General features: G+C 75.9%; 17 protein-coding genes, 1 pseudogene and 1 riboswitch. Of the genes and pseudogenes, 6 read left to right on the forward strand and 12 right to left on the reverse strand.

The genetic code is table 11. The features are described 5' to 3' along the window. Window position 1 precedes the first annotated feature (1 nt). From cobC to G9H71_RS03150, 10 genes and pseudogenes are all read right to left on the reverse strand, one after another. Window positions 2-955, reverse strand: a pseudogene (cobC, locus tag G9H71_RS25445) (Rv2231c family pyridoxal phosphate-dependent protein CobC); the annotation flags it as partial. Next, on the reverse strand, window positions 945-1703 hold the full coding sequence (locus tag G9H71_RS03110; protein WP_166277665.1) for a sirohydrochlorin chelatase: 759 nt from the start codon (window positions 1701-1703) through the stop codon (window positions 945-947). The gene G9H71_RS03110 and the pseudogene cobC, both read right to left, overlap by 11 nt. Beyond that, window positions 1700-2275: a precorrin-8X methylmutase gene (locus G9H71_RS03115; RefSeq protein WP_166277668.1), complete on the reverse strand. Its 576-nt coding sequence runs from the start codon at window positions 2273-2275 to the stop codon at window positions 1700-1702. The genes G9H71_RS03110 and G9H71_RS03115 overlap by 4 nt, the downstream gene beginning before the upstream one ends. Then, window positions 2272-3942, reverse strand: coding sequence for a precorrin-3B C(17)-methyltransferase (gene cobJ, locus G9H71_RS03120; RefSeq protein ID WP_166277671.1), 1671 nt, complete (start codon window positions 3940-3942; stop codon window positions 2272-2274). Before cobJ ends, G9H71_RS03115 begins: the two co-directional genes overlap by 4 nt. After that, complete coding sequence (gene cbiE, locus G9H71_RS24345; protein WP_166277674.1) at window positions 3939-5123, reverse strand: precorrin-6y C5,15-methyltransferase (decarboxylating) subunit CbiE; 1185 nt, start codon at window positions 5121-5123, stop codon at window positions 3939-3941. The genes cobJ and cbiE overlap by 4 nt, the downstream gene beginning before the upstream one ends. Beyond that, complete coding sequence (gene cobM, locus G9H71_RS03130; protein ID WP_166277677.1) at window positions 5120-5941, reverse strand: precorrin-4 C(11)-methyltransferase; 822 nt, start codon at window positions 5939-5941, stop codon at window positions 5120-5122. The genes cbiE and cobM overlap by 4 nt, the downstream gene beginning before the upstream one ends. After that, complete coding sequence (cobI, locus tag G9H71_RS03135) at window positions 5938-6675, reverse strand: precorrin-2 C(20)-methyltransferase (RefSeq protein WP_166277680.1); 738 nt, start codon at window positions 6673-6675, stop codon at window positions 5938-5940. The genes cobM and cobI overlap by 4 nt, the downstream gene beginning before the upstream one ends. Then, window positions 6672-8039, reverse strand: coding sequence for a cobyrinate a,c-diamide synthase (locus tag G9H71_RS03140; RefSeq protein WP_166277683.1), 1368 nt, complete (start codon window positions 8037-8039; stop codon window positions 6672-6674). Before G9H71_RS03140 ends, cobI begins: the two co-directional genes overlap by 4 nt. Beyond that, a complete protein-coding gene (cobO, locus tag G9H71_RS03145) occupies window positions 8036-8650 on the reverse strand; it encodes a cob(I)yrinic acid a,c-diamide adenosyltransferase (protein WP_166277686.1) in 615 nt (204 codons plus the stop codon). Before cobO ends, G9H71_RS03140 begins: the two co-directional genes overlap by 4 nt. Further along, a complete protein-coding gene (locus G9H71_RS03150) occupies window positions 8650-10770 on the reverse strand; it encodes a putative cobaltochelatase (protein ID WP_166277690.1) in 2121 nt (706 codons plus the stop codon). Before G9H71_RS03150 ends, cobO begins: the two co-directional genes overlap by 1 nt. Window positions 10771-10829: 59 nt before the next feature. Next, window positions 10830-11006, reverse strand: a riboswitch (cobalamin riboswitch). 124 nt (window positions 11007-11130) lie between these two features. Between G9H71_RS03150 and G9H71_RS03155 the strand changes: the two genes are divergently transcribed. The 5 genes from G9H71_RS03155 to G9H71_RS03175 all read left to right on the forward strand — a co-directional run bounded on the left by G9H71_RS03155 (window position 11131) and on the right by G9H71_RS03175 (window position 16146). Then, a complete protein-coding gene (locus G9H71_RS03155) occupies window positions 11131-11781 on the forward strand; it encodes a trimeric intracellular cation channel family protein (protein ID WP_166277693.1) in 651 nt (216 codons plus the stop codon). A 93-nt stretch (window positions 11782-11874) separates the two neighbouring features. Then, complete coding sequence (locus G9H71_RS03160; RefSeq protein WP_166277696.1) at window positions 11875-12459, forward strand: PadR family transcriptional regulator; 585 nt, start codon at window positions 11875-11877, stop codon at window positions 12457-12459. After that, the gene (locus tag G9H71_RS03165; RefSeq protein WP_166277699.1) at window positions 12456-13196 is read left to right on the forward strand and encodes an ABC transporter ATP-binding protein; all 741 of its coding nucleotides are present in this window, start codon (window positions 12456-12458) and stop codon (window positions 13194-13196) included. The genes G9H71_RS03160 and G9H71_RS03165 overlap by 4 nt, the downstream gene beginning before the upstream one ends. After that, window positions 13193-15994: a hypothetical protein gene (locus G9H71_RS03170; RefSeq protein ID WP_166277702.1), complete on the forward strand. Its 2802-nt coding sequence runs from the start codon at window positions 13193-13195 to the stop codon at window positions 15992-15994. Before G9H71_RS03165 ends, G9H71_RS03170 begins: the two co-directional genes overlap by 4 nt. Continuing rightward, a complete protein-coding gene (locus G9H71_RS03175) occupies window positions 15991-16146 on the forward strand; it encodes a hypothetical protein (RefSeq protein WP_166277705.1) in 156 nt (51 codons plus the stop codon). The genes G9H71_RS03170 and G9H71_RS03175 overlap by 4 nt, the downstream gene beginning before the upstream one ends. On the opposite strand, the gene G9H71_RS03180 is transcribed toward G9H71_RS03175, so the two are convergent. Then, window positions 16130-16681 (reverse strand): hypothetical protein, encoded by a 552-nt coding sequence (locus tag G9H71_RS03180; RefSeq protein WP_166277708.1) that lies wholly within the window; start codon window positions 16679-16681, stop codon window positions 16130-16132. The genes G9H71_RS03175 and G9H71_RS03180 overlap by 17 nt on opposite strands. Before the next feature lie 178 nt (window positions 16682-16859). On the opposite strand from G9H71_RS03180, the gene G9H71_RS03185 reads away from it, so the two are divergent. Then, on the forward strand, window positions 16860-17978 hold the full coding sequence (locus tag G9H71_RS03185; RefSeq protein WP_166277711.1) for a PqqD family peptide modification chaperone: 1119 nt from the start codon (window positions 16860-16862) through the stop codon (window positions 17976-17978). Between the two features lie 3 nt (window positions 17979-17981). On the opposite strand, the gene G9H71_RS03190 is transcribed toward G9H71_RS03185, so the two are convergent. Next, a complete protein-coding gene (locus G9H71_RS03190; protein ID WP_166277714.1) occupies window positions 17982-18527 on the reverse strand; it encodes a twin-arginine translocation signal domain-containing protein in 546 nt (181 codons plus the stop codon). Window positions 18528-18660: the final 133 nt, after the last annotated feature.

Below are 18660 nucleotides of genomic sequence, written 5' to 3' on the forward strand. Positions count from 1 at the left end.
CCCGCAGCCACTCCGGTCCGAGCCCCGGGAAGGTGTCACCCCGGCGTACGGCGAAGCCGGAATCGCGCAGCTCGCTTCGTACGTCGCGAGGCGTGCGCAGCAGCAGGAACGGGCCGCGCGCTCCGGGCACCACGTCCACGCCCGGCACGGATGCGAGCACGGAGAGCAGATGCTCGCGGCGGCGTACGAGCTCCTCGGCGTAGGCCCCCGCCTCGGCGACCGCCTCCGCGGAGCTGCACGCCTGCGCCGCGGTGAGCGCGGGCGCCGAGAGCGGCCAGAGCGGCTGCGCCTGCTGGAGCCGCGTGACGAGGCCCGGGTCCGCGAGCAGGTAGCCCACGCGCAGCCCGGCGAGGCCCCACGTCTTGGTCAGGCTGCGGACCACGACCAGGCCGGGAAGGTCAGCGCGGCCGGCGAGGGACTCGGCCTCGCCGGGGACGGCGTCGGCGAACGCCTCGTCGAGCACGACGACCCGGCCGGGCCGGCAGAGCGCAGCGAGGCCTGCAGCCGGGTGCAGCACCGAGGTCGGGTTCGTCGGGTTGCCCACGACGACGAGGTCGGCGCTGTCGGGCACCAGGGCCGGGTCCAGCGTGAACGGGGGCGCGAGCACCACCCGCTCGACGGCATGGCCCGCCGCCACGAGCGCCGCCTCCGGCTCGGTGAACTGCGGATGCACCACGACGGCGTGCCGCGGCCTGAGGGTGCGCGCCAGCAGGACGAACGCCTCTGCCGCTCCGGAGGTCAGCAGCACCGAGTCCGCGCTCCGGCCGTGGCGCGCGGCGACGGCCGCCCGGGCGGCTGCCTGGTCCGGGTACGCCGCCAGCCGTCCCAGCGCCCCCGTCAGCCGGGCGAGCAGCCAGGCCGGAGGAGCGTCGGGCCGGACGTTGACCGCAAGGTCGACCAGGCCCGGCCCGACGTCGCTGTCGCCGTGGTGGTGCAGGTCGACGTCAGTGGCCATGCGAGTGGGAGCTGAACTTGGGACGGTAGAAGCAGGTATCGCAGTTCGTGCGTAGGTCGCCGTCGAGCACCTCGGCGTAGCGCTCGAGGACGACGTCGGCGAGGCCCTCGCAGTCCCCTACCGGGGACCCGGCGCGGACGTCGAGCGTCGCGGGCGGCTCGAGCGGCGGGAGCTCGGCGAAGAGCGCGTAGGGCAGGACCACCGTCCGCTGCGCCCCGAGCCGACGGCAGCGCTCGACCGCCTCGTCGACCGTGGGACGCGAGGAGAGGTACGCCGGCTCGACCTGCGCGAAGCCGCGGCCCTCCCACAACAGCCGCGCGACCTTCGCCGTCTCGGCGTTGGCCTGCGGCTCGTCCGGGCCGCGGCCGACGAGCACGATCGCGCTCCCGTCGCGCGGGGCGCCGGCGAGGGCCGTGTCCGCCCGCTCCTCGAGCAGGCGCAGGACCGCGGGGTGCGGGCCGAAGGGCCGCGCGATCGACAGCTCGGCGGCCGGGCCGCGCCGGATCAGCGGGGTCTGCCGCCCGGCGTCCCAGCCCGCCGCGAGCAGCACGAGCGGGACGGCGACGGCACGCTCGTGGCCTGCCGCCGACAGGGCGAGGGAGGCCTCGTGCTCGCCGCCCACGGGAGCGGAGAGCACCTCCACGCCGTCGGGGGCGAGCCGCTTGCTCAGCCGCTCCGTGAGGAGAGCGGCGTCCGATCCGGAGTCCGCAGGGTCGGTCAGCAGGAGCAGCGGAGGCCGGGCCGTCATCGCGCCTCCTCGACGTAGAGCAGCGCGTTGACCGCAGCCGCGGCAACAGCCGAACCGCCCTTCTCCGAACGGTTGCTCACCGCGGGCAGCCCCGACTCGCGCAGCGCGGCCTTGGACTCGGCCGCTCCGACGAACCCGACCGGAAGGCCGACGACGAGGGCGGGGCGCGCGTCCAGCTCGAGCAGCGTGAAGAGGGCCGTCGGAGCGTTCCCGACGACCCAGACCGCCCCGTGCCCGACCTGCTCGAGGGCCTCCCGGAAGCCGGCCGACGAACGGGTCTCACCGGGGCCGGGCACGGCGTCGCGGACCCGGCACAGCACCGGCCGCGACGTGATGCCGGCGGCGACCATCTCGGCGTCGGCGACGACGGGCACGCCGCTGCGCAGCGCCGCCAGCCCGCGCTCGAGGTCGTCCTCGGCGCACACGAGGTCCTGCACGTAGTCCAGGTCCGCGCTCGCGTGGACGACGCGCTCGACGACGGCCCGGGTGAGCGGGGGCAGGTGCGAGGTGTCGACCCGCGAACGCAGGATCGCGTACGACTCCTGCTCGATCGGGTGCACGACGCGCGTCATGCCATCCACCGGTAGCCCCGGGGCGTGACCATCCGGCCGGCGACGACCCGCGAGTTGCTGCTTCCCACGACCACGACGGAGTACATGTCGACGTCCTCCGGGCGCAGCGCCTCGACGCTCGTCAGCAGCACGCGCTGCCCCTCTCGCGTCGCGTTGCGCACCACGCCGACGGGGGTGTGGCCCGGCCGGTGCGCGGCGAGGATCCCGACCGCCTTGGGCAGCTGCCAGTCCCTCGTCCTGCTACGCGGGTTGTAGAACACGGTGACGAAGTCCGCTTCGGCTGCCGCGCGGACGCGGGCCTCGATCGCGTCCCAGGGCGTGTGCAGGTCCGACAGGCTGATGTACGCGGCGTCGTGGCCGAGCGGGGCCCCGAGCAGCGCGGCGGCGGCGAGGGCGGCCGTCACGCCGGGCACGCCGACCACGTCGATGTCGTCGCCCGCCACGTCGAGCGCGGGGCTGGCCATGGCGTAGACCCCGGCGTCCCCCGAGCCGATGAGGGCGACCGCGTGGCCGTGCCGGGCCTGCTCGACCGCGAGCCGGGCACGGGCCTCCTCGTCGCCGAGGCCGGACGCGAGCACCCGGGTGCCAGGGCGGAGCAGGTCACGGACCTGGTCGAGGTACTGGTCCAGCCCGACGACGACAGACGCCCGCGCGAGCTCGGCGACGGCGCGCGGTGTGACGAGGTCCCGGGCACCTGGCCCGAGCCCCACCAGGGCCAGCCGGCCACGCGGGCGGTGCCGTGCGACCGCCACCGTCGCCATCACCGACTTGCGCTTCGGCACGAGGAGCTCGGCCGTCCCGCCCGCGAGCGCGGCCGCCTCGGCCACGCTCGGCGTGCCCACCTCCGCCAGCACCACCGCGCTGGGGTTGGGCACGTCGACGCGCGCGAGGTCGCTCGCCGGATGCGTCACGAGCTCCCAGCCGCGGAGCCGGGCCGCCTCGACGATCCCGGCCTCCTCGGCCTTGAGGTCGACGGTCGCCAGGTGGCGCACGGACAGCGGCGAGACCCCGGCGTCGGCGAGAGCGGCGTCGACGAGGGCGAGCACCTCGTCGGTGGGCGCGCCGCGGCTCGCCCCGACGCCGACCACGAGCGACGGGGGCCGCAGCACCGCGGTCCGGTCCTCGGGCGCGACCAGCCGGTCGGTGACGAGCAGCGTCGCCGTCCCCTGCGCGCCGGCGTTCGGCGGGAGCGCGGGCAGCGGCCACACGGCGTCGGCCTGCACCCGGACCGGCTCGCCGTCGAGCAGCGCGCGGCTCACGGCCGCGACCGCCCCCTCGACCGGCCAGCCGAGGGTGTCGAGGCCGGGGATCCCCACCGCGTCGGTCGCCGTCGTCACCACGGAGGATGCGCCGAGCACGGCGGACACCCGCTCGGCCAGCGCGTTGGCGCCGCCGCCGTGACCGCCCACGAGCGCGACGGCGTGCCGCCGGCCCTCGTCGACGCACACGACGCCGGGGTCGGACGCCTTGTCGGCGAGCAGCGGCGCGACGAGCCGCACCGTCGCGCCCACGGCGAGGAACGCGACGATGCCGTCGCACTCGTCCCAGGCCTGCGCGAGGGCCGCCCCCACCGGCCCCTCGTAGGCCCGGGCCTCGCCGGGCCAGGCGCTCGCCAGCTGTGCGGCTGCGGACCGGCCCGCGGCGGTCACCGCGACGAGGCCGATCACAGCTGCTCCCCCCAGACGAGGAGGACCGGGTTCTCGGCCGCCAGCCGGGACGACCCGTCAGGCAACGGGCGCAGTCGGGACGACTGAAGCAAGGTTCCGTCGACCGCGTAGCCGCCGGCCGTCAGCGCGTCGCGGACCGGGGCGAGCCGGTCGACCCCCGCCAGCGCGACGACGAGGCGCGCCGGCTTGCGCCGCGCGCAGGCGGCGACGACCTCGGGCCCGCCGCCGCCCACGAACACGGCGTCCGGGTCGGGGAGCGCGTCGAGGGCGGCCGGGGCCGCGCCCGCCACCACGTCGACGGCGACGCGGTGCCGACGGGCGTTGTCCGTCACGCGCTCGCACTGCGCCGGGTCGCGCTCCACCGCAACGGCGGCAGCGCCGAACCGCGCGCACTCGACGGCGACCGAGCCACTGCCGGCGCCCACGTCCCACACGAGCACTCCCGGCCTCGGGGCCAGCCGCGCCAGGGCGAGCGCGCGGACCTCCGACTTGGTCACCATGCCGTCGCGATGGGCGAAGTCGTCTTCGGGTAGCGCCCACGACCCGGGGACGGCGCCACGCGGCCACGCCCAGCCCCGCCCGGACTCCAGGCGGGCGTCGTCGAGGACGAGGGCCACGTTGGGCTCGGCCCACTCGGCCCTGGCGGCCTCGGCCGGGGAGCACTCGGCCACCCGCTCCTCGGCGGTGCCGAGCCGCTCGCAGACCACGAGGCGCCGCGCTGCGCCGTCGAGCGCCGCGCCGAGCTCGGCCGGCCCGGCCCCGGGCCCGGTCAGGACCGCGACCTTCGGGTGGGCGCGGCAGGCGTACACCGCGGCCGCGAGCTCCCGCCCGTGCGCGGAGACGACGAGCGCGTCGTCCCAGGGCAGCCCGGCACGGGCGAAGGCCTGCGCGACGGAGGACACCGCGGGCAGGACCCGCGGCCGCAGCCCCGCCTCGCGCAGCGCACGGACGACCCCGAAGAACCCGGGGTCCCCGCTGGCGACGACCACGGCCGCGCCCTCGTGCGCGGCGATCACGTCGAGGGCCGGCGCCAGCGCTCCCATCACGATCGTGCGCGCACCGCGCGGGACCGGGACCGCGTCCAGGTGGCGGCGGCCGCCGGCCACGAGCGTCGCGGCGGCGAGCGCGGCCGACGCCTCCACGCCGAGCGGGGCGCCGTCGTACCCGATGACCGTGATCACGGCGCGCTCTCCCCCGCACGCCGCGATGCACGAAGCGCCTTGCGCGCTTCGGGGTCCGCCCTGCGGAAGCCGTGGAAGTGGCCGGGGTGGTAGAGGTGCGACCGCGTGCCGCCCGCGGTCAGGGCAGGCCCGACGAGGAAGAGCGTGTGCTTCCAGAGCTTGTGCTCCTTGACGGTCTCCTCGAGCGTGCCGATCGTGCACTGCACGACCAGCTCGTCCGGCCACGTGGCCTGGTAGGCGACGACGACCGGGGTGTCCTCGGCATAGCCGCCCTCCAGCAGCTCCTCCTGCAGCTGACCCGACCGCGCCGCCGACAGGAAGAGCGCCATGGTCGTGCCGTGGCGGGCGAAGTCCCGCGTCTCCTCCCCCGGGGGCATCGGCGTCTTGCCGCCACCGAGCCGGGTGAGGATGACCGACTGCGCCACCTCGGGGATCGTCAGCTCGCGCTGCACGATCGCGGCGACGGCGCTGAACGCGCTCACACCGGGGACGATCTCGGTCTCGAGCCCGAGCTCCCGGCAGCGGTCCAGCTGCTCCTGCACGGCCCCCCACAGCGCCGGGTCGCCGGAGTGGATCCGCGCGACGCGCAGCCCCTCGGCGAGCGCGCGCTCGTAGAGCGGGAGCACGCCCTCCATGGGCAGCTGGGCGGAGTCGACGACCTCTGCCCCGGGGCGTACGTGCTGGAGCACGTCCTCGTGCACCAGGCTCGCGGCCCAGACCACGATGTCGGCCTCGCCGATCGCGCGCGCGGCGCGGAAGGTCAGCAGGTCGGCCGCGCCGGGCCCTGCACCGACGAAGGTCACCTTGGCCCGGCTCACAGCTTGCCTCCACGTCCTGTGCGGCGGGCCGGTGCCACCACGGTCGACAGGTAGGGCGCCTCGGCGCCGGGCTCGACGTCGGCGAGCGGTCGCACGTCCTCGTCCGGCAGGCCGAGCGCGGCCCCGAAGACGGCCTGGTCCAGGCGCCCGGCGGTGCGCAGCGCCTCGACGACGGCCGGCAGGTGCCGACCGCCCTTGTAGGCGACGACGGTGTCGAAGTTCGCCAATGCCTCTTCGTACGCCGGCAGCCCCGCCGTCAGCGGCAGCAGCGCGAGCGACTCGGTCCCCTCGCAGAGGACCGTGCCGCTGCGGGCGGCGAGGTCCTGCATCGCGGTGATCCCGGGCACCGTCTCGACGACGACGTCAGGCACCAGCTCGCGCACGGTGGCGGCGAGGTAGGCGAAGGTCGAGTAGACGTTCGGGTCCCCGATGGTCGCGAACGACACGGTGGCGGCTCCCGCGGCGAACTCCTCCGCGACCGCGCGCCCGGCGGCGTCCCACGCGTCGGCCCGGCGGTCGGTCACGCCTCCGCGGTCGTTCAGCGCGAACACCGCGCGGCGCACCTTCGCCCCGTCCACGTGACGCCGCACGACCTCCTCGGCCCTGCCCGCGACGTCCTCACCCATGACCGGCACGAGCACGACGTCGGATTCCTGCATCACGCGTACGGCTTTGACGGTGACCAGCTCGGGGTCGCCGGGGCCGACGCCGAGGCCGACCAGCCGCGGGCTCACGCGGCCTCCCGGAGCCGGGCGGCGAACTGCGTGAAGCGCCGCGCGAGCTGCGGCGCCCCCGCCCAGTGCACGTGCAGGTAGGACGCGTGCACGCCGCCCTGCACAAACCCCTCTGCGGCTTCCGCCCGCCACTGCCAGGCCGGTTGCGGCCCGGCCGGCGGGCTGCACGCCGTCCGGTGGAACTCGTGCCCGCGCACGCGCTGGCCCTCCACCGCGAGCGCGTTGTCGCTGACGGCCACGGCGTCGCGGTAGCCGAGCGACAGGTTGCCCGTCATCCGCGCGTCGACGTCGATCACGCCGCACATCGCCTGCCCGTCGAGCGACTTGGCGAGGTAGAGCAGCCCGGCGCACTCGGCGGCGACGGGCGCGCCGGAGGCGGCGAGCTGCGAGACGGCGGCGCGCAGCGGCTCGTTCGCGGAGAGCTCGGAGGCGTACATCTCGGGGAAGCCGCCCCCGACGACCAGCCCAGCAGTCCCCTCCGGCAGCGCCTCGTCCCGCAGCGGGTCCACGTGGACGACCTCGGCGCCCGCCGCGGTGAGCAGCTCGGAGGTCTCGGCGTAGGAGAAGGTGAACGCGGCGCCGGCGGCCACGGCGATGCGCGGGCGCCCCGCGACCGGGTCGCCGATCGCCACGCGCGGGTCCCAGGCCGCGTCGCTCAGCCCCCCGGCCGTGCGGGCCACCTCGAGGACGCCCTCGAGGTCGACGCACGCGGACACCAGCTCGCCCAGCGCGCGCACGGTCGCGACCGAGGCCGCGCTGCGCTCGGCGACCGGGACCAGGCCGAGATGGCGCGACGGGGCCGAGATCGCGTCCGAGGGCGGCAGGCAGCCCAGGACGGGGACGCCGATCTCGTCGAGCGCCTCGCGCACGATCTCCTCGTGCCGCTCGGACCCGACGCGGTTGAGGATCACCCCGCCGATGCGTACGTCGGGGTCGAAGGTGGCGAACCCGTGCACCAGCGCGGCGGCCGAGCGCCCCTGTGCCTTCGGGTCGACGACGAGGATCACGGGCGCCCGCAGGAGCTTCGCCACATGCGCGGTCGAGGCCAGCTCGCCGTGGCCGGTCGCCCCGTCGTAGAGCCCCATCACGCCCTCGACGATCGCGAGGTCGGCGCCCGCGGCGCCGTGCAGGAAGAGCGGCACGATGCGCTCGGGCCCGCAGAGGTAGGCGTCGAGGTTGCGCCCGACCCGGCCGGCGGCGAGGCCGTGGTAGCCGGGGTCGATGTAGTCCGGGCCGACCTTGTGCGGCGACACCGCGAGCCCACGGCCCGCGAAGGCCGCGAGGAGGCCGGTGGCGACGGTCGTCTTGCCGTGCCCGCTCGACGGCGCGGCGACGACGAACCGCGGGACGGATCCGCTGCTCACCACTCGATCCCCCGCTGGCCCTTCTGCCCCGCGTCCATCGGGTGCTTGACCTTCGTCATCTCCACGACCAGGTCGGCCGCCTCGACGAGCCGCGGGTCGGCGTCACGCCCGGTGATGACGACGTGCTGGGTGCCGGGCCGGTCGCGCAGGGCCGCGACCACGTCCTCGACGTCGACCCAGCCCCACTTCATCGGATAGGTGAACTCGTCGAGGACGTAGAGCTTGTAGGTCTCGGCGGCGAGGTCGCGCTTGACCTGCTCCCAGCCCTCACGGGCGTCGGCGGCGTGGTCCTGGTCGCTGCCGGCGCGCTGGATCCACGACCAGCCCTCGCCCATCTTGTGCCAGGCGACGGGAGCGCCCTCGCCGGTCTCCTCGTGCACGCGGCCGAGCGCCCGGAACGCGGCTTCCTCACCGACCTTCCACTTCGCCGATTTGACGAACTGGAACACACCAATCGGCCATCCCTGGTTCCAGGCGCGCAGGGCGAGGCCGAAAGCCGCAGTCGACTTCCCCTTCATCTCGCCCGTGTGGACGACGAGGAGCGCGCGGTTGCGCCGCTGACGGGTCGTGAGCCCGTCGTCGGGGACGGTCGTGGGCTGGCCCTGTGGCATCAGGCGGCCTTCCGTACGTCGCGGACCAGCCCGGCGAGCGCGTCGGCCGCGAGCTCCTCGAGGCGCAGCGCCGGCCCGCCCAGCCGGGCGGCGAGCTCGGCGGCCAGCCCGAGGCGTACCGGGCCGGACTCGCAGTCCACGACCACGCTCGCGACGCCCCGGGCGGCGAGCAGGCCGGCGGCCCGGGCCGGGTCGCCCGTGGCCGTCTGCCGGCCGTCCGTCACCACCACGAGCAGGGGCCGCCGCCGGGGGTCGCGGACCCGCTCGACGCGCAGCACGTCGTACGCCTTGAGCAGGCCGGCGGCCAGCGGCGTGCGGCCGCCGGTGGGCAGCGCCTGCAGCCGGGCGGCCGCAGCCTCGACCGACCAGGTCGGCGGCAGCACGGTCTCGGCGTCGCGCCCCCGGAACGTCACGAGACCGACCTTGTCACGCCGCTGGTAGGCGTCAAGGAGCAGCGAGAGGACGGCGCCCTTGACCGCGCCCATCCGCTGTCGAGCCGCCATGGAGCCGGAGGCGTCGACGCAGAAGAGCACGAGGTTGGACTCCCGCCCCTCGCGGACGGCGGCGCGCAGGTCGTCGCGCTTCACCACGAGGCCACGGCCGGCCCGCCCGCGGGCCTGCTGCTGCGGCGCGGCGGCCTGCAGCGTCGCGGGCAGGTGCAGCGCGGTGACCTTGCCCGTCGGGCGCTGGGCGCGGACGGTCCGGCCGCCCGTGCCGCGCGTGGCCGAGCGCCGCCCGGCGACGCCCTCGCCCACCCCGGGGACGGACAGCGTCCGGACGCGGTACGGGGCGGTGGCGGTCGCCACGGACTCGGGCGCGGGCGCAGATGGCCCCTGGTCGCCCCTCGGCTCGCGCTCGCTCCGGTGCCCCGCGCTCGACCCGCCGTCGTCCACGGACGGGGCGCCGGAGTCGGAGCGGGGCTCGGACGGCTCCTGGGACTGCGCCGGGCCGGCGTCGGCAGCCGGCGGCGCGGCGTCTGGGCCGGCCCCGTCGTCCGGCGCGCTCGCCCCCGGCGCGTCGACGCCCCCGCCGGGGCCGTCGTCGTCCGGGCCCCTGTCTTCCGGGTCTTGGTCGGGCCGGTCCTGCTGGGCGGCGTCGAGCGCGTCGTCCAGCGCGTCCTCGTCCAGCCCGGGGGCGTCGAACGGGTTGCGACGGCGGCGGTGCGGCAGCGCGAGCAGAGCGGCCTGGCGCACGTCCTCGGGCAGCACCTCGTCGCGTCCGTGCCACGCCGCGAGTGCGACGGCCGTCCGGGCCGTCACGAGGTCGGCGCGCAGGCCGTCGACGTCGAACGCCGCGCACACGGTCGTGACCTGGCGCAGGGCGGCGTCGGACAGCACGACCTGCGGCAGTCGCTCGCGGGCCGCCACGATCCGCGCGGCCAGGGCGGCGTCGGCCTCGTGCCAGCGGGCCGCGAACGAGGAAGAGTCGGCCTCGTAGGCCAGCCGGCGGCGTACGACCTCGGCGCGCTCTGCCGGGTCACGCGTGGCGCGGACCTCGACGGTCAGGCCGAACCGGTCGAGCAGCTGTGGCCGCAGCTCGCCCTCCTCGGGGTTCATGGTCCCGACGAGCAGGAAGCGGGCCGCGTGCGAGACCGACACGCCCTCGCGCTCGACGTGCGCGCGGCCCATGGCCGCCGCGTCGAGCAGCAGGTCGACCAGGTGGTCGGAGAGCAGGTTGACCTCGTCGACGTAGAGCAGGCCGCGGTGCGCGGCGGCGAGCAGCCCCGGCTCGTACGCCTTGACGCCCTCGGCGAGCGCCCGCTCGAGGTCCAGCGACCCCACGACGCGGTCCTCGCTCGCGCCGACGGGCAGCTCGACGAGCGCGGCCGGCCGGTGCGCCGCGGGCACGCCGGGCTCGTGCGGCCCGTCCGGGCAGTCAGGGTCCGGGGCGGCCGGGTCGCAGGAGAACCGGCACCCGGGCACGACCGCGACCGTCGGCAGCAGCGCGGCCAGGGCGCGCACGATGGTCGACTTCGCGGTGCCCTTCTCGCCGCGTACGAGCACGCCGCCCACGGCGGGTGAGACCGCGTTGAGCAGCAGCGCGAGCCGCAGGTCGTCGAGGCCGACGACCGCGGAGAAGGGGTACTGGGCCCCCGAGGAGCCAGGTGTGCGGGCGGTCATCGCCGCCCGCGGAGCGTGAAGCGCATGCCGCGGTTCCTTCCCTCGGGTTTCCACGCCCGAAGTTCCGGTCGGCGACGGCTGGAGTAATCCTGGCTTCCGGATCGACGCTCGGCCCCGGCCTTCCAACCGCCGGAGCGGCCGTGGCCGTGCGCTGGGGCCTTGCTCCCCGGTGACAGTGGCGGGACCGCGCCGGAGTCTCACCGGCTTCCTCCACTGCCGTCGCAGTGCCCGAGCATCCTATGTGGCCGTCCGCTGGAGCCGCCCGGCGCGCACCCGCGCCCCCAGCCGCGGCCCGCGCCCGGAGCGACGCCCGTCCGGCACGGGCGGAGGCGATGGCGGCGGCTGCGGCAGGCTTCCTCCATGACGACCCTGGACGCGGGCGACGCGCAGCACGCCCTCGAGCTCGCCGGCATCGTCGCGTTCGCGCTCTCCGGGGCGACGCTCGCCATCCGCAAGGGGTTCGACGCCGTCGGGATCGTGCTGCTGGCGCTGCTGACCGCGCTCGGCGGCGGGGTCATCCGCGACCTGCTCATCGGTGCCACGCCGCCGGCGGCGTTCCGAGAGCTCGAGCTGCTCGTGCTGCCCGTCGTGGCGGCGTTGGTGGCGATGGTGGCGCACCCGGTGATCAACCGGCTCTTCCGCGTCGTGCTGCTGCTGGACGCCGCCGGCCTCGCGCTCTTCAGCGTCACCGGGACACTGATCGCGGCCGAGGCCGGTATCGACCCGGTGCAGGCGGCCGTCCTCGGGATCGTCACGTGCGTCGGTGGCGGCGTGCTGCGCGACGTCGTCGCCCGCGAGACACCGGTCCTCGTCCGGGCCGACAGCGATCTGTACGCCGTCCCGGCCGCGCTCGGCGCCGGGCTGGTCTCGGCCCTGGAGCAGGCCGGCGCCTACACGCCGACGGCCGGCCTGCTGGCCGCGTCCGCCGTGTTCCTGCTGCGGGTCGCGGCCATGGCGTTCGACTGGCGGGCCCCCGTCGCCCGACGCCCCCGCCGTGCTGCGGAGCGCTGAGCCCGCCACCGGGTGACACGCAGCCGGTTGCTGGACGCCCGCGTTGCATACGCGGTATACCTGAGCGCATACCGAGTATGCAGAGGAGCGCCGATGTCCGTCCGGCAGAGCCTGCTCGCCCTCCTCGAGGAGGGACCGAGCTACGGCTACCAACTGCGGGCCGCGTTCGAGGAGCGGACCGGGTCCACCTGGCCGCTGAACGTCGGGCAGGTCTACACGACGCTCGCGCGGCTGGAGCGGGACGGGCTCGTCGAGCCAGACTCCGCCGACGCCGAGGGGCACGTGTTCTACCGGATCACCGACACCGGTCGGGCCGAGGTGGCGTCGTGGTTCGCCAGCCCGGTCGAGCGCACCGCGCCGCCGCGCGACGAGCTGGCCATCAAGCTGGCGCTGGCGGTCACCGTCCCCGGGGTGGACGTGCGCGCCGTCATCCAGCGCCAGCGCACCGCGACGCTGCGCGCGCTGCAGGACTACACCCGGCTCAAGGTGCGCGGGGCCGACGGCGACCTCGCCTGGTCCCTCGTCCTGGACTCCCTCGTCTTCTCGACCGAGGCCGAGGTCCGCTGGCTGGACGCGTGCGAGGCGCGGCTCGCCCGCGCCGCCGCCGAGGCCCGCGAGGCGCCGCCGGCACCGCCGCAGCCCCGGCCGCAGACCGCCCCGAAGGAGGCCCGCCGATGAGCACGTCCATCGAACCCCAGCGCCCGGTCCTGGAGCTGCGCGACGTCCGCCGGATGCACGGGACCGGCGAGAACGTCGTGCACGCGCTGCGCGGCGTCTCGCTGACCGTGCTCCCCGGCGAGCTCGTCGCGGTGATGGGCCCGTCCGGCTCGGGCAAGTCCACGCTGCTGACGATCGCAGGTGGCCTGGACACCCCCTCGTCGGGTGAGGTGCTGGTCGAGGGCACGGCGCTGTCGACGCTGAGCCGCAAGGGGCTCGCGGCACTGCGCCGGCGCTCGCTCGGCTACGTCTTCCAGGACTTCAACCTCATCCCGGCGCTGACTGCCGCGGAGAACGTCGCGCTGCCGCGCGAGCTCGACGGGGCGCGGGCGCGCGTGGCCCGGGCGGACGCGCTGGCCGCGCTCGAGGAGGTCGAGATCGCCGAACTGGCGGACCGCTTCCCCGACGACATGTCGGGTGGGCAGCAGCAGCGGGTGGCCATCGCGCGGGCCCTCGTCGGGGACCGGCGGCTCATCCTCGCCGACGAGCCCACCGGAGCGTTGGACTCCGAGACGGGCGAAGCCGTTCTCCGGCTTCTGCGTTCGCGTGTCGACGCGGGGGCGGCCGGCGTGCTCGTCACCCACGAGGCCCGGCATGCTGCGTGGGCGGACCGGGTCGTCTTCCTGCGCGACGGCGTCGTCGTGGACGAGACCGGCAGCTCCCCCGGTGCCGACGTGCTGCTGGAGGCGGGGCGGTGACGGCGTACGCACCACCGCCCACCACCCCGTCGACGGAGGCGGGCAGGCGGGGGGCTCGGGTCGGCCTCGCCGCGGCACTGCGCATCGCGCGCCGCGACGCGCTGCGGGCCAGGGGGCGCAGCGCCCTCATCGTCGCCATGGTGGCGCTCCCGGTGATGGCGCTCGCCTTCGCGGCGGTGACGTGGAGGACCGTCCAACTTGATCCCGACGAGAAGCTCGACCGCCAGCTCGGCCAGGCGTCGTACCTCTTCCTGTCCTGGACCGCCGACGGCTCGCCGGTGACACAGACGCCGGAGGGCCAGGTCGGCAGCTACACGGCCACCCGCGACGGCGAGCCCGCGGACATCGGGGCGCTCGTCCCGGCCGGCGCCCGCACCATCACCGAGACCACGGACTCCGTGACCGTGCGGACGAGGACGGGCATCGGCTCGGTGGGCTGGACGGAGACCCCGGCGACCGACCCCGCGATGGCGGGGCGGTGGACGCTCGACTCCGGCCGCGGGCCGCGAGCAACCGATGAGGTGCTGCTCACCCCGAAGCTGGCCGAGCGCGTGGGCGCACAGGCCGGTGACACCCTGACCGTCACGAGTCCCGAAGAAGAGTTCACGGTTGTCGGGATCGCCCATCGGCTTGCCGCCGCGAACGCGCAGGAGGTCGTCGCGCTTCCCGGGGCGCTGGCCGCGGTCACCGGCAACGAGAGCTTCGAGCGTCCGCTGCAGAGCCTGTGGGTCGTCGACGCCCCCATCACCTGGGAGCGCATCCTCGAGCTCAACCAGCTCGGCGTCGCGGTGCTCTCGCGCGAGGTGGCCGAGAACCCCCCGCCGCGCTCGCAGGTCCCGTTCTACGCCGACCCAAACAACGCCTGGTTCGACGACAACGCCGATCTCGCCTTCACCATCCTCGCCGTCACCGTCGTCGTCGTGCTGGCGTGCCTCGAGGTGGTCCTGCTCGCCGGCGCCGCGTTCGCCGTCGGGGCGCGGCGGCAGGCCCGCACGCTCGCGCTCGTGGTCGCCGTGGGAGGTGACCGACGTGACGCCCGCCGCGTGGTCCTGGCCGGAGGCCTCGTGCTCGGGCTCGTCGCCGGCGCAGCCGGCGTCGTCGTCGGCGGCCTGCTCGCCCTCGGCGCCGTCCCGGTGCTGCACCGCTTCGGCGCGGACGTCGGCCGCTACGACCTGCGTCCGCTCGAGGTGCTCCCCATCGTGCTCATCGGGGTGGCCACCGGCGTGCTCGCCGCCGTCGTGCCGGCCCGCGCCGCCGCTCGTCAGGACGTCGTGGCCACGCTCGCGGGGCGGCGCAACGAGGTGCAGGCCAGGCGGCGGGTGCCCGTCATCGGCGTCCTGCTCGGCGTGCTCGGCGTGGTCTCGTCCGGCATCGGCTCGGCGGTCGCGCTCGCCGCGGCCGACGGGATGGGCAACCGGACGGCGTACCTCGTCGCGGCGCTCATCGCCGGTGGCGCGGTGCTGGCCATCCTCGGCCTCGTCGTCCTGTCCCCCACGGTCGTGGGGCTCGCGGGCCGGCTCGCCACAGCCCTCCCGCTCTCGCCCCGCCTGGCCGTCCGCGACGCGGCCCGGCACCGCGCCCGCACGGCGCCGGCCGTGGCGGCCGTGCTGGTCGCCGTGAGCGGCAGCGTTGCGCTCAGCTTCGTCGTGCAGTCGTTCGACGACCACGACCGCCGCCAGTACGTCCCGAGCCTGCCCGACCGCTTCGCGTCCGTGGGGCTTCTGACCACGAGCTACGGCCAGGACGGCAAGGCCACGAGCCGGCTCGTCCCGGCCGCCGACGTCGAGCGGGTCGTCACCGCCCAACTGCCCGTGGCCGACGTCATCCCGGTGACGGTGAGCAACAGCTGCCTGGCCGACTCGTGCCCGCAGGCGAACCTGACGACCCCGACGGCCAACTCCTGCCCGACGGGGCAGACGACGCGGGACGCCGAGGACTGGCGCTGTCGGGACAGCTACGGCAGCACCCGATACAGCTCCACCATCGACGCGGTGGGCGACGCGAGGCTCGCCGAGCGGTTCGGGACCACGCTGACCGAGGAGCAGCGCGAGGTCCTGGCCGGCGGCGGCGTGCTCGTCGGATGGCGGGCGCCAGTGCTCGACGGGCGGGCGACGTACGAGGTCTTCGGCCCCGACGCCTGGGACGCCGGCCCGCCGCCGGGCCAGGAGGCGACGTGGAGCGGGCCGCAGCCCGACGAGCGGGTGACCGTCCCCGCCGCCTGGGTGCCGGACCTGCCGTTCACGACGCTGATGTCGCCCACGACCGCCGAGCGGCTCGGCCTCGACCCCATCGTGCGTCAGCTCGGGCTGCGGCTGGACCGGCTGCCGACGCAGGCCGAGGAGGACGCCGCCGCCGCCGCACTGGAGCAGTTCGGGCTGGAGGCGTACGACCTCGCCGTCGAGCGCGGCTACCAGAGCACGTACGGCCCGGGCCTGCTCGCACTCGTGATCGCGTCAGCGGTCATCACGCTGGGCGCGGCCGGGGTGGCGACCGGGCTCGCCCTCGCGGACGCCCGGCCGGACCACGCGACGCTGGCGGCGGTGGGCGCGGCTCCCCGGGTACGCCGCCGGCTCGCCGGGGCGCAGGCGCTGACGATCACCCTGCTGGGCACGGTGCTCGGGGTGCTGGCCGGGCTGGTGCCGGGGATCGCGTTCGTCCGGTCGCTGCCCGAGTACGACCTGGTCGCGCCGTGGCTGTCCCTGCTGGCGATCGTCGTGGTCGTCCCGCTGCTCGCGGGCGCCGTCGCCCTGCTGCTCACCCGCGGGAGGCTGCCGATGACGCGGCGGGAGGCGGTGTGAACGCCGACCTCGACCGGCTCGCGCGGCGGCTCGAGCGCCGGCGCCGGCTCGTGCTGGTGCTCGAGCGCCGAGCGCAGCGGCTGCAGCCGGCCCGGGCGGGGCGGTCGACGCCGCCCCGCCCGGAAGGCGCGCCGGTCAGGCGTACCGGGTGAAGATGACCTTGCCGCCGGAGCAGTGCGCCTCCTCGTGGCCCGAGCCCCCGCTGGGCGTGCACAGGTTGATGTCCGAGACCCACGCCTTGACGAAGCTGGCGAGTGTCGGCAGCAGCAGGTAGAGCCCGGTCTTGCCGCTGAGGAAGCCGCCGGACACGGACATGCCGAGGTCGCTGGGCTTGGACCAGGTGGCGTAGCCCAGCGACCGGAGGAAGTCGGCGTCCCGGTCGCCCTTGGCGGTTGGGATGCAGTCGATGACCCCGTGCTCATCGATCTTGACCCCGAGGAGGCACGGCCGGCCCCACTTCCACACCGTGCACAGCAGGAGGCCGGTGGCCGGGATGCAGGGCTTGGGCGGGTCGGCCGGAACGGTCGGCACCGGCGGCGTCGGCCCCGCGGAAGCCGCGTCGGCGGTGCCCACGGAGATGGCCTGCATCGCGGGGACGGCCCACACTGCCGCGCCTCCCACGAGCGCGCCCTTCTTCAGCGCCTCGCGGCGGCTGATCCCCGTCGTGCTCTCGGCCCGTGTCGTCATGCTGCTCCTCGAAGCTCTCGAAAATGCCGTCTCCAGCGTAGGAACGGCAGACCCCATGACAGGCCACCTCCAGTTCGCCAAACTGGGCTTCACCCGTTCGGCCCCTCGGTTGCCTGCCGACCGGGTGACGCCGCGCTCGACGCAGCGTTGCGGCGTGGTCACGCACTAGGCTGTCCGGGTGCCGGAGCCACGTGTCGGGCCGCCGCTGCCCGGGGTCGTCAGCGTCGACCTGGACGGCCTCGTGAGCGCCTACTCGCCACTCAAGGACGAAGTCGTCTTCCTGAACGAGACAGCGAGCGACGTCTGGCGCCTCGCCGACGGCGAGCACACGCCGGACGAGCTGGCCGCACTGCTGGCGACGGGCTACGGCACCGATGCGGCGACGCTGCGCGGCGACGTGGAGCGGCTGCTGGACGGCCTCGCCGCCGCTGGCCTGCTGCCGGGCGCACGGCCGGCTCCGCCGCCGGTCGCCCTGCGCGTGCTCGACGTGCCGGTGGGCCTCCTGGTGGAGGACGCGGCGCTGCACGGGCTGCTGGGCGGGCTCTGGGCTGACTGCGCCGAGCCGTCGGACGCCGAAGCGCCGGACGACAGGGCGCCGGACGACGAAGCGAGGCGGCCGGTCGTCGTGCGCGTCACCGGGCACGGCCCGTGGCAGGTCTCCTCGCCCGCGCACCGCGTCGAGGCCGCCTCCCTGCCCGCGGCGGTCGGTGAGGCCTGTGCCGCCGTGAACCTCTCGGCCGTCGCGGCCACTCCCCTGCTCGCCTTCCACGCGGCCGTCCTGCGCCACGGCGCGACGACGGTCGCCGTCCCCGGGGCGTCGGGCGTCGGCAAGTCGACGCTCACGGCCGCCCTGCTCCTCGAGGGCTGGGAGCTCGTCAGCGACGAGGCGCTCGCCCTGCCGTGGCGCGCGGGGCCTCCCGCGGCGTACCCCCGGCCGCTCGCGCTCTCGGACTGGTCGCGCGCGACGCTGGCCGCCCCCGACGGCGTGGAGGCCGTCGGCGAGCACTTCCTGCGGGCCGCCGACCTCGGCTCGCGGCCGGCGGCGTCCGTCGGCCCGGTGTCGGACGTCGTGCTGCTGCGCCGTTCGGACGACCCGCCGGAGCTCGTGTCGGTCGGGCGTACCGAGGCGCTGCAGGCCCTGCTGCCCCGGGGCTTCACCTCGGTGCAGGACCCGGCCGCCGCCCTCGGCGTGCTCGGCGACGTGCTCACCGGGGCGCGCACGTGGGCGCTCGTGCTGGGCGACCCGCGACGGGCCGCCCGGCTCCTCACCGAGCGGCTCGTCCCAGCGGCCGGCTGAGGGTCAGCAGGCCTTGCTGAACGTCACCCGCCCGCTCACGGGCGTGACCGCGGCGTAGTCCAGACCGGCCGGGCTGCCCGGGCCGCCGGACAGGTTGCCGTCCGCCGTCCAGGCGCCGACGAACGTCGTGCCGGTCGGGACGACGAGGTAGAGCGCCGTGCCACCGGCGGCCTTCCCTCCGGACACCGTGATGCCGGCGGCCGACGGCTTGACCCACCCGGAGTAGCCGCGGGGCGCGGCGCCGAGGAACTCCGCGTCGCCGTTCTTGGCCGGGATGCCGTCGATCGACCCGTCCTCGTCGACCTTGATGCCGACGAGGACGCCGCCCGCCGTGCGCACCAGCAGCAGGCCGTGCGAGGGGATGCACGCCGCGGGCTGCGGGCCGGGCGGCGGCACGGTGCCCGAGGCTGCGTCGGCGGTGCCCACGCTCATCGACTGCATCGCCGGGACGGCCCAGACAAGGGCGCCGCCGACGACCGCGCCGCGCTTGAGAGCGTCCCGACGGGTGAGCTGTCCCGTCACGGGCGACGCGTCCGCATTCTGCTGCATGTGACCTCCAGATAGAGCCTCGACCTTCGGATGCTAGGAGCTTCCGAAGAAAAGGCAATACCCGAATCGGTGGAACCGGAGGAATTCGAGCGGAAGAATCCGCTTCTTCCCCTGAGGTCGACAAGCAGTGGGA

This window comes from Motilibacter deserti (assembly GCF_011250635.1).
Taxonomy (GTDB): domain Bacteria; phylum Actinomycetota; class Actinomycetes; order Motilibacterales; family Motilibacteraceae; genus Motilibacter_A; species Motilibacter_A deserti.